At 38.8% G+C, this 7,290-nt stretch carries 10 protein-coding genes; 4 read left to right on the plus strand and 6 right to left on the minus strand.

The window, feature by feature from the left end; genetic code table 11:
- On the plus strand, window positions 1–313 hold a 313-nt coding region (locus EA341_RS07155), incomplete at its 5' end, for a RagB/SusD family nutrient uptake outer membrane protein (protein WP_367127037.1).
- Between the two features lie 51 nt (window positions 314–364).
- Here EA341_RS07155 and EA341_RS07160 read toward each other — a convergent pair.
- Both EA341_RS07160 and EA341_RS07165 read right to left on the minus strand, forming a co-directional pair.
- Entirely contained in the window at window positions 365–652 is a 288-nt protein-coding gene (locus EA341_RS07160; RefSeq protein WP_293012603.1) for a hypothetical protein, read from the minus strand.
- A 675-nt stretch (window positions 653–1,327) separates the two neighbouring features.
- Window positions 1,328–1,753 carry a MauE/DoxX family redox-associated membrane protein gene (locus EA341_RS07165; RefSeq protein ID WP_293012605.1) on the minus strand — a complete coding sequence of 142 codons (426 nt, stop codon included), beginning with the start codon at window positions 1,751–1,753 and terminating at the stop codon, window positions 1,328–1,330.
- Window positions 1,754–2,009: 256 nt separating this feature from the next.
- Here EA341_RS07165 and EA341_RS07170 point away from each other — a divergent pair, with 256 nt between their 5' ends.
- On the plus strand, window positions 2,010–2,612 hold the full coding sequence (locus EA341_RS07170; protein ID WP_293012607.1) for a Crp/Fnr family transcriptional regulator: 603 nt from the start codon (window positions 2,010–2,012) through the stop codon (window positions 2,610–2,612).
- 225 nt (window positions 2,613–2,837) lie between these two features.
- Window positions 2,838–4,385, plus strand: coding sequence for a terpene synthase (locus EA341_RS07175; protein WP_293012609.1), 1,548 nt, complete (start codon window positions 2,838–2,840; stop codon window positions 4,383–4,385).
- Window positions 4,386–5,443: 1,058 nt separating this feature from the next.
- On the opposite strand, the gene EA341_RS07180 is transcribed toward EA341_RS07175, so the two are convergent.
- The 4 genes from EA341_RS07180 to EA341_RS07195 are packed head-to-tail and all read right to left on the minus strand — an operon-like array spanning window position 5,444 to window position 7,064.
- A complete protein-coding gene (locus EA341_RS07180) occupies window positions 5,444–5,674 on the minus strand; it encodes a hypothetical protein (protein ID WP_293012611.1) in 231 nt (76 codons plus the stop codon).
- Window positions 5,675–5,685: 11 nt separating this feature from the next.
- Complete coding sequence (locus tag EA341_RS07185; RefSeq protein ID WP_293012613.1) at window positions 5,686–5,898, minus strand: hypothetical protein; 213 nt, start codon at window positions 5,896–5,898, stop codon at window positions 5,686–5,688.
- Complete coding sequence (locus EA341_RS07190) at window positions 5,877–6,314, minus strand: DUF5675 family protein (protein WP_293012615.1); 438 nt, start codon at window positions 6,312–6,314, stop codon at window positions 5,877–5,879. Before EA341_RS07190 ends, EA341_RS07185 begins: the two co-directional genes overlap by 22 nt.
- 3 nt (window positions 6,315–6,317) lie before the next feature.
- Complete coding sequence (locus tag EA341_RS07195; protein WP_293012617.1) at window positions 6,318–7,064, minus strand: hypothetical protein; 747 nt, start codon at window positions 7,062–7,064, stop codon at window positions 6,318–6,320.
- Window positions 7,065–7,081: 17 nt separating this feature from the next.
- Here EA341_RS07195 and EA341_RS07200 point away from each other — a divergent pair.
- On the plus strand, window positions 7,082–7,290 hold a 209-nt coding region (locus EA341_RS07200; RefSeq protein ID WP_293012618.1), incomplete at its 3' end, for a hypothetical protein.

Raw genomic sequence — 7,290 nt, forward strand, 5'->3', positions numbered from 1 at the left:
AAACAGAGGTCAGGAAGGTTTGGGAATTTTAAATGAACTCTTAATCAGCAGATATAAAGAAGGTACTTTTGAACCCATTCTTTATGAATCAAAGGAACAGGCGCTGAGTGTTATCTTAGAAGAAAGGAGAAAATCCCTTGTTTTCAGAGGGTACTCCAGGTGGACAGATCTCAGAAGGTTTTTAAGGGAACCTGATTGGAATGGGCCATCTGGCAGGACTGTGATGGGAGAAACCTATGATTTGGGCTTAGATCCTTCTAATTATTATTTGCAAATCCCTATAAATGAAATCGAGTTAAACCCAGCTCTTTAAATCAATGAAGGAGTCTCCATTTGCCTAAATGGAGACTCCTGTGTTTGAAGGTTACTCACCTATTGGTTGCAATCCTGAACCAGGAACAAAGCGCCCATTCGTTTCAAGAGGAACACTAAGGTCTTCATCTGCCCATGTACAGGTAGTCGCTGGAAGATCACAGTTATACTGGTTTGCACCCGGACCTGGGGTGATTCCAGTAACATCATAGATGTTTCCATTGACATCCATACCGAATTTTGGCTGGAACAGATCTACTGGCTGTGTAAATGCAAAAGCAAATACCGCTGCCAGAGCGAATACACCTGCACGTAGCAGGTTCTTTACTGAATTTTTCATAATTTTACTTGATTTTGTGAAAGAAATCCCGGCTGTTCTGATCTGAGATCTTTATGACCTATTGACCTTTGGAGAGGAATCGCCGGTTTATTACCCCTGCTGGTGAAAGCCTGTCACCTTGTGAGCTTACTTTCTGTTCTTTTCTGACTGTTTTTCGTTTACCTCCATTTCTATTTTATATGACAAATTGTTCAAAAGATGAACCTGTGACTTGTTAAAGGTTAAAATGTTAAATGTTAAAGCGTTATGCATTTTCCATTCTCAATTTTCCATTTTAAATTCCTCACTAATCACTAGTCACTCTTCACTTCCCCAATTCATCTCCGCCCGGATGCCCCAGTCGGACGGGCTTCAACCTTTCCCATTGCCCGCTACCCACTATCTCCCTTCCAGGTTTTTGGCGAAACACTGAATTCACCATTGACCTTCTCGCGGCCAAAAACAAACCCAGCTACTCACTTTTAATTATCGGGTTGAAACCCGAGGCTATTATGTCTGCCGCCCTTACTGGGCTGGTGTATTTTTGGTAATCTCATTTATCCCAAACTTTTCCGTAAACTTCAGTCAGGGTTATACAGAGCAGCCTTTTGGGCTTTAATATCCTGTCAACTTAGGCACACCAATATTTCAATTATATTTCCACTTTTTTTCTATCGTATTTCAATTGTATTTCACTTAATCACTATAAACTACTTTGATCCCTATCACAGCCAATCCAAGAAATATCAGGTTAAACACCAAATGCTCTTCCCAACTCAGGCTGTTAATCACACCACCACAGCTACAAGGGATCCTTCCAAAGATGCCCGTCATCACTACTCCGATATAAAGTGTAAAGGCTATCATCAAGACCAGTGCAATCCACAACCCTACCCTTCTGTATTTTTCAGTAATTAGGAGCAGAGCTGTACCAAGTTCCAAAGGGGGTAGACCATATAGAAGAAGGTCCGCAAATAATTCTGGAAATACCTGATTTTGGAGACTGCCTATGGTCCCATGCCAGTCATATAGCTTGGCAATTGCCGTATAGGCAAAGAGCAGACTAAGCATCAAAGAGATCACTTCAGATTTCCATGTAGTATTTGAATATTGCTTTTCCATAGATGCCAAACTTTAAATCATCAGCTATTCCGAATTGTGTTCCACTAAATTATTTCAGGTATTTCACAAAAGGAAGCCTCTCTTTTTCTGCATGTTACCTAAAAGAAAACTGTAACATAAATACATGTTTATTCAAAAAATCGCAGCGTATAATACAAACATTGTCGCTAATACATGACTCGAAGTAAAAAAAGTCCAGAATCAGATATTCTTTTGATTTAATCTTTCTTTTTTTTGAAATATAAACCACAACGATATGATACTGTATAAAAGACGAATACAACTAAAAAGCTATTTCCTGGCACATCACCTCCCTCTGGAAACTTTGGGAAAGTCAGCCTTGGAATTAGGAATAGCCATGAACTTTGAAAAAGAGGAAATCATTAAATTACCAAACAACAAGGACGTGATATTCTTTGTGAACAAAGGCTTGGCCGCAGCCTTTTCAAAAGATGCGAATGTCAATTCATGGACAAGGTTAATCGGTGAAAATACAATTTTCCTAATCTCATCTTCTACAACTGATAGTTTGTTTGAAGCTTTTGAATGGAGATCATTAACCAAGTTAAAAGTTATGGCCATTCCCTACCAAAGATTTAAGGAATCCCTAGGAAATTTCAGCTCCCACTGGGAAGAATTTTGTATACACCTACACAAAATGGAGGTTCAAAGTATGAAACACCTGGCCGCGATCAGCACCCTCAAATCCACTGAAAAAATCGAATACCTGGAAGATCATTATACTTCAATCCTGCTTCAGGCAAATTATACCTTCATTGCAAAATTTATCGGTTTGAAAAGGGAATCACTGTCCAGGTTAATCAGTCAAAAAAAGCACATGCCCAGTCTTTACATTTAGTTTGTTTACAAAAAATGTCTCTTTTTTGACTATTTTCATGATTTTATCACCAAAAAGTATTGACTTATTTAGTTTTATTTTTATAGATTTAATAATAACATTCTTAAAGTAGTTCATTTTAATACATGATGTAAACTTATTTTCTCATTTAGTTAAGGTCTTTTTTGGCCTATTGATCTTTGTTTAATGCTATTGTTTTATTAATCCTAAATAACTCTTAAAACTATGAAAAGAAGAAATGAATCTTTGCTGTTACTAAAAAACTTGCTGGATGATACCATTTGCCTCCCAATGGATCTTTACCTGAATCTGCAGCAGTATATCACTTTTGTATCTTTCAAAAAAAATCAGATAGTAAGGACCGAAAATACGCTCGAAACGGAAGCCCGTTTTATACTGGAAGGTTCTTTAGCCCTTTTTAAAGATGAAAAAATAGTAAGGCCTTTTTTTAAAGGACAAATAGCTTTTGATGATACTGCTTTTTACAATCAAACCAAAAGTTCATATACTTTGATTGCTCTTCAAAATTCCAAAACAATTTCTGTCTCTATCAGCCAAGAATCTGAAATACTCAGTAAAATACCCGATTTTCATATCCTTTCCTCCCAACTGAAGGAAAGGTCTAAAAAAGAAATCGAAAAGTGGGTGATGATTTCCCAAATGCATTATAAGGATTCAATTCCCGTTCTTGAGGATTGTTTCGGGAAGAAAATCAATATCCTGAGCAGAAAACAGTTAAGTGATTTGGTTGGAGTTCACCCCAGAACCATAGATAGATATAAGCGTACACTTTTCCTCAACAAAAAGTCTATCTCCCTTAAAATCAGAAATAAGGAGATCTTAAATTATCCATTCAAAACTGAAATCCATCCTGATCATGAATTCATCATGAACCTCAATTGGGAGTGGGTAAGTCAATTGAAGCTGATCACTTCCGAAAGGGATAAAGTGAAATTCCAAAGAACGAAGCTACCATTACTGGCATGCAGACTTTTTCCAGAAGCCAAACTGGAAACAGCCAATTGGATATCCAAACTGTTTGTCTTGTTTTTTATGTTGGATGATTACACTGACAGGCTTCCGCTCGGTAAAAAAGCTGAATTTTGGGTTGCAGCTACTCAAACATTAGCCAAACACTCCCAAAGCACCTATCTTAGATACACCTATACTTTTCCTGAAAAATTCAGAAAAGCAATCAAATACTTATGGCACAGTTTGGAGCAGATTGCGTCCCCCCAATCGATCAAAGAGGTTCAAAGGTCTTGGAATGCTTATTTCAATGCTTGCCAATGGGAAGCTTCAAATATGGATTTGGAGATCAGCCCCTCGATCAATGATTATCTTAAAAAAAGACCGGATTTTTCCGGTGGAAATTTTGCTGTTGATTTGATCCCATTGACAATGGAAGAAAGCTTTCCTGAAATTCATGCTGCCTGGTTTTCTCTATCAAAATACAGATACCTGGCTGCAAAATTGATTTTCATTTCAAATGATCTCCTGTCTTATGAGAAAGAAAAGAAACTAAAGGACCCTCATAATTGGGTAAATCTAATCTGTCTCCATAAAAAGGTAAGTCCTGAAAGTGCAAAAGAGGAAATTTTAACCATACATGATGAAAATTTGAAGGAGTTTTTACATCTGGAAAAGGAATATCTGGATAATATTTTCCCAAGAGATCAGGTGGTTTTTTCTGCAATCAAAAACCTGAAATATCAGATTTCCGGTGCTGTAAGTTGGTCAGTAAAGGATACAATCCGGTATCTGGAGTTCTAAAACTCTACTTCTTTTAATCATTCGGAATGCAATTCTCGTGGCAAGTTGAATCTTGCTTTGGTATTCAAATAGGTAAATGTTGAAATCAAATTCGAGCGCGGGTCATGCACTTAAAAAGATGTGTTATACATTCAAAGGATATACAGAGAATGACTGATAGGTCGGAGCGTTATTCTCAAAAAGTCTTGCAAAAAGCCAGGGTCTTTTTCAATAAGCAGTCACACCAGTTTATTACGGTTAAGGAATTCTCAGAATTCTCCGGTATTCCCGTTGAAGAAATCGAGCTATATCTTTGATTTCTATACTTTGAATATTGATCATTTTCTATATTTCTACCCATAATTTTATCAATCCCAGATTAGTGTTGACCGTTTTTTTTATTATTCACTAATCACTACCCACTATTCCTCTTCCTTGTTTTTGGCGAAAAGCCTAATTCTTCATTGGCCTAAATGCAGCCAAAGAACAACCACAATTAATACTACTATTTCCCATGGCTGCACCCCGGGCTATCATATCTACGCCCTTAAGGGCTTTCCAATCCCCTTCCGACAAAGGCGGTCCTAGACAGTACATTTCCAATAACCTTGTCCGATAGCTGTGCCTTCGGACCCTTGGTATTGAGCTTTCAGCTCTTTAACCTCAAATTTTAAATCTACCCTTTACTGTAGGACTTCCCCCCTCTCCATTCAGGGAGAGGGGTCGGGGGTGAGGGTGATGGCCGAGCGGAGTGGATTACAGATTCAATATGTGAAAAGTAAACCGAATAAATTGTGGCCGTTAGTGAAGACACTAACGGCGGCGGTAATCGCCGGAGGCGGTGGCATCAGCAGGTTCCCGTTTCGATCGTTGCAGGATTTCTTTGCACCCGTCGCGTGAAACAATCTGCGAATATCAGCGAAATCAGCGGGAGTATAAATTCACGAGTTTAAATATTGGTAATTCTTCTTATCGGATTCACCATTACAAATAACGAAAAAGCTGATAACAAAAAAGGAAGATAAAGAAACCTTCTCTATCCTCCTTATTCCATAGAATCAATATTTCATTCTACTCAATCAATCCTGATTATCAGGTTCCTGAAGCGTAATTTGGCTGATACTTGTAATTACAGCTCCAGCTGTAATCAGGTACCCTGCAAGTTGAATCAGGATTTCAGGCATGGTTCCCGGAGCAGTAATCAATGCTGCTCCCACCCCAGCTACAATCAACCCAACAATCCTCAACTTCTTAAAGAATGGCGGAGTCGGAGAATTCCACCTGTCCACCAAGTTATTCATTGTTTGCATATTTATTAAATTTATTTTGAGAAATCAATGAGGTTTTTCACCTCTCTTTTTAAAACACCTTGTTCGGCTTTTAGCCAGATACAAAGTTCCTTCAGGTTCATCTGTTCTTTTTTGAGATCTCTGATGTCCTGAACCAGCAGCTTGAGAAAATAGGCAATCACTGACAGCAGTAAAGAGCTGACACCACCTAATATTAGACCGACTAAACCTTCCTGGATAACCATGGCTTTGAAGGTTTTCGTTTAGGGATGGAAGTGATTTCAAGAGTAATCTCCTCTCCCTCAGCCAAGCAGTCACTGACTTTATCCATTAACTTAAGAAAGGTTAGTTTGGAAAACCTACCGGAGGCCTGGAATGAAACTACAGGAGAAATACTGTAATCCCTGCATTCTCTTCCATTTATCAAAGGAAGAATGAATCCTTTAATCCCTTCCGGATTCAATGATGTTAACTCAAGGAACCAGCCTACTTCCTCAAAATAAGCCAAATCTACTTTATAGCTCCCCTCCGAAATACAGGGAGGACTTGGAAACGAATGGGTCAAGGAAGGCTCCATGGTTCTGCATATAGGACTTCTGCCCCAATACAAAATACCGCTGGTGAAATTCTGCCCATATCGCCTGCATAAATGGAGCTTCATGACTTAGCTTTTTTCACTTTTCAAAATCACAGCCGAATTATGCGCAGTATTGTTGAACTTATAGTGTTCACCATTGACGATCTGTTGGAAGTCTATTCCAACCAAAAGGATCTTGTGGGGATCATTCAACGAAGACTTCTGAACTGAGAGGTTCAATGCCTGCGTTGGCTGGGATAGTAATAAATCCACCGAACTCATTTGTACAAAAGACTTGGTGCCAGTTTCAAAATTGAAAGAAGCTCCCGCAACAAAGATTCTGAAATGCGTTGCCCCATCGGGGATAAGAAGGAAGTCTGATGGTAAGAATGGATTGATGCTTACCTCCCAGGCTGCGGCACTATCCTGAAGCTGAATCTCTTCTTTCAAAACGGAACCCAAACTTACCTGATTGTTGATTTCCATTCCTTCGATCAAAGTCCAATCCCCTTCGCTTACCATCCTTTCACCTCTCCTGTTGACAGGATCCGTTCTTAGAATTTCCAGGAGTCTACGGATCAACCTCTGATGGATTCTGGAATCAGAGATATTTACAGTAGCCGGTCTTATGGTATCCTTGACAAGTTTAACTGCGGCTGCGTTCGTTTTGAATTCCGCAATATTTTCCCTTGTTCGGGCATACTTAGGATCATTCATAATCCTGGAACGGGAAACACCTCCTTTTTCCCTTACCTGATACCCATCTTTGGTCTTATAGAAATTGAGCTTTCCTATATTTCCCTTTAGTGTAATTATACTCGTTTGTTTAGCCATTTTATTATTGGTTTAATGTGAAACATGGTCAAAAATGTGGCGTAAATCAGAAATCAAAAAATGAAGGTGCGGAACCTGCGGGCTCTTCAGAAAAAGTGATTTTTTTCGCAATCTGGGTTGCTGTGCGGGGATTTCGGTTTTTTCGTTATATGTACTTGCTATCCTCTCCTGTATTTTTTTATTGGTTAGGGCCAACGTTTAATAAAAAATCTGCTCTTTATTTGTT

Origin of the sequence: Mongoliibacter sp. (genome assembly GCF_007692705.1) — a bacterium.
GTDB lineage: Bacteria > Bacteroidota > Bacteroidia > Cytophagales > Cyclobacteriaceae > Mongoliibacter.